Origin of the sequence: Sulfobacillus harzensis (assembly GCF_012933365.1) — a bacterium.
Lineage (GTDB): Bacteria > Bacillota > Sulfobacillia > Sulfobacillales > Sulfobacillaceae > Sulfobacillus_B > Sulfobacillus_B harzensis.
Window position 1 is genome coordinate 1 of the sequence record NZ_JABBVZ010000211.1, and the last position, 2746, is coordinate 2746.

A 2746-nucleotide genomic window follows, 5' to 3' on the forward strand; every position below is an offset into this window, starting at 1 on the left:
CAGCCCGTTAGGACGGGCGTCTTCATCAGAGGGCGACTTATCCACAGCATTGTTTCGCCGAATTATGAAAAGCCCTCACGTAATTTGTTACAATGACCACAGGCGTTTTTGTGGACGTCCGGGGAATACCTTGCGCAAGCATTCAAGAACCCGGGCGTTTTCCTTTCGCCAGATTGAGTGAAACTGTGGACATTCTAACGAGCAAGGCCGGGACAGGCAATGATATCAACGTCGGGACTTTTAAGGCGGCAGAAACACCACTACGGATCCCGGAGCTCGACGGGTGTCATCATTCCATCTACCCAGAGCCACACCGTAGTTAATGGCAGATCACCCGGATGGGCGCGCTCAGCCTGCCTACGCTGGCCTCCGGGTTGTCGGCCCACCCTTCTGACGCTCGGGCTTAAGCAAGAGTACGAAATACGCGCACAGCGGAATGGCTATAGCCAAGTACACCCAGAGATTGATATGTACCAAAATAATGTGCGACCACCCGCGCGTGCCTACGAGATAACCAAAGGCGGCCAGGCCCACGAGCGTGCCGATGGCAAACCGTTGCACCTTCGGCATGGCACGGAATTTTTCCAAAAAATCCTGCGTCCGAAACGCGAACTTGCCGATGAGCTGCACAATGCCCAACGCCACCACCATGACTACGAGCGTATTGACCACAAAGCCGAGCGAAATGGGATACGATTGCGCCATACGCGCCTGGTGATGCAGGGCGCGGACCGCCTCCCCGATGTACCCGGACGAGATCAGATTCAAGATCGCGAAAAATCCGAACGCGCCAAGCATGCCTGGCACGGCCTTCAGAATCTTTGCCCAGCCCTCCGGCTTCACGTTGGCAATAATCTCGTCACAGAAGGCTTGACCATCCTCGCCGAAGACGGCGGAGAGAGGTTGGTGGCGCGATTGAGCGCTCAGCGCCATGTCGAGCAAGTCTTGGCGGATGACTTCAACCTGGTCATCCGACAAACGGCTCACACGGAGGTACACCACCATATCCGTCATCATCTTCCGGTTTTCCGGAGTGAGCTGGCGTGCTAAATCATTATTCAATCGCCGCAGCTGGGCGGATGTCATCGCTGTCCTCCTCAAACAACCTCCTGACGCACGTCTCGACCTCACGCCAGTTGGCGATAAACTCGTCCAAGGCTTCGTGGCCCTGTCGGGTGAGTATGTAGTACTTTCGCTTAGGCCCCAGCGGGGAATCCCGATGCGTGGCCGCCAGCAGTCCATTTTTTTCTAGCCGTAGCAGCAACGGGTAAACCGTCCCTTCCGCAATGGACGAAAAGCCGACGCGCCGCAGTTGTTCGGCGATGGCATAGCCGTACGTCTCATCGCCCTTAATGACCTGCAAGATGCAGCCTTCAAGGGTTCCCTTCAATAGCTGCGAGCGTTCCTTCACGCGTCATCACATACCTTGGTATGCATACTAGTGTCTCTCTCCATGGTATAGCAAGGTAGCGCGCTGTCAAGACCTCGCCCCGGCGCAACTTACGGCGCCTCACTCTCCGTCGTGGTCAGAAGTTCAGCACAGCCCCGGATCCCGACCGCGGGGATCGTAACAGCCTGGTACCTTCGGGAATATCGCGAATTGGCAGTTGTGGCCACTTCGCGACGAGGTGATCGCGTTGACACTGTTAAGAACCGGCGTGGTGTGGCGCTCCCCGCACGAAAGCGGCATTGAAGTGCTCATCCACGGCGAATTGCTGAACAACACGGGACTGGTACAGGATGTGAATTTCCGGGAACCAGGGCGCCGCGCATGGTCATGATGGAAATCGGGTGAAGGGCTATAATAAATAAGAGAAGGTGGTTGAACTGCGCGAGGATTTCCTTCCTGCGGGCACAGCCCAGGTGGCGTTCATATTGGCACAATGGCCAGCCATGAGCCAATTCTATTTGGCGGGCGGCACAGCATTAGCGCTGCATCTGGGGCACCGGCAGTCGCGGGATTTGGATTTCTTTACTCGAAATCCACTCGGAACATTACCTCCTCTTACTGGGATGGACGACATCTAGATACGCTTTGGGACGGTTGAGTGGGAGCTGAACACGTCCGAACAAATTCAATGGCGACTCGACGATGTGTCCGTTACGCTTTTGGCCTACCCGTTTCCTCACCGATTTGGCTATCAGCCGTGGCGGGGGTTAGCCGTCGCTGACGCCCGGGATGTGGCGGTGCAAAAAGCGTATACGGTGGGACGCCGTGCGCAAGCCCGCGATTATCTGGATCTCCACGCGGTGTTGACCCGGGGCATCGTGTCGCTGGATGATCTCATGCGTCTGGCCCAAGACACCTATCGTGATGCCTTTTCCCCTCGTTTGTTCCTCCAACAATTAACCTACACGCAGGATCTCCCGGACCGTGATAGCGCGTTGAGCCTGTTAGTGACCCCGCAATCCTTTGACACGATCACCCAGGATTTGACCCGGCAGGTTCAGAACTGGGCCGCCCAGCGATTTCGCCCACCTGCACCTCCGACGCGAGGACCGCGCTTATGATCTTGCCGCTTCGCATTCAACGGCTGTTCTATCGGTACCATGCGGATCAGTTGGACACCGAACGCCATGCGGCCCTCATTATTCCCACGGTTTTGTCTGACGGGACCGTTGAGGATTGGGAGTGGCTGTTTCAGGTGTACAGTTGGGAGACTATTCAGGCGTGGATTGCGGAGCCCGGGCATGCCGCGATGCTCCCGCCGCCGATGGAACGGTTTTGGACATTGATTCTGTTGGG

The 2746-nt window shown here is 56.7% G+C and carries 6 protein-coding genes; 4 read left to right on the forward strand and 2 right to left on the reverse strand.

Features of this window, described 5'->3' with window-relative positions; all coding sequences use genetic code 11:
* Positions 1-357: 357 nt before the first annotated feature.
* Positions 358-1086, reverse strand: coding sequence for a DUF1129 domain-containing protein (locus HIJ39_RS22370; protein WP_169103248.1), 729 nt, complete (start codon positions 1084-1086; stop codon positions 358-360).
* On the reverse strand, positions 1055-1411 hold the full coding sequence (locus HIJ39_RS22375; RefSeq protein ID WP_169103249.1) for a helix-turn-helix transcriptional regulator: 357 nt from the start codon (positions 1409-1411) through the stop codon (positions 1055-1057). Before HIJ39_RS22375 ends, HIJ39_RS22370 begins: the two co-directional genes overlap by 32 nt.
* A gap of 226 nt (positions 1412-1637) precedes the next feature.
* On the opposite strand from HIJ39_RS22375, the gene HIJ39_RS22380 reads away from it, so the two are divergent.
* From HIJ39_RS22380 to HIJ39_RS22395, 4 genes are all read left to right on the forward strand, one after another.
* Complete coding sequence (locus tag HIJ39_RS22380) at positions 1638-1781, forward strand: hypothetical protein (RefSeq protein WP_169103250.1); 144 nt, start codon at positions 1638-1640, stop codon at positions 1779-1781.
* A 94-nt stretch (positions 1782-1875) separates the two neighbouring features.
* The gene (locus tag HIJ39_RS24440; RefSeq protein WP_243239917.1) at positions 1876-2028 is read left to right on the forward strand and encodes a nucleotidyl transferase AbiEii/AbiGii toxin family protein; all 153 of its coding nucleotides are present in this window, start codon (positions 1876-1878) and stop codon (positions 2026-2028) included.
* 66 nt (positions 2029-2094) lie between these two features.
* Entirely contained in the window at positions 2095-2511 is a 417-nt protein-coding gene (locus HIJ39_RS24445) for a hypothetical protein (RefSeq protein WP_169103251.1), read from the forward strand.
* A partial coding sequence (locus HIJ39_RS22395; protein WP_169103252.1) for a DUF6922 domain-containing protein occupies positions 2508-2746 on the forward strand: 239 nt, incomplete at its 3' end. The genes HIJ39_RS24445 and HIJ39_RS22395, both read left to right, overlap by 4 nt.

Bases quoted from the DNA above. Each gene is read 5' to 3' on its own strand.
- HIJ39_RS22370 (WP_169103248.1), bottom strand. From the start codon at position 1,086: ATGACATCCGCCCAGCTGCGGCGATTGAATAATGATTTAGCACGCCAG.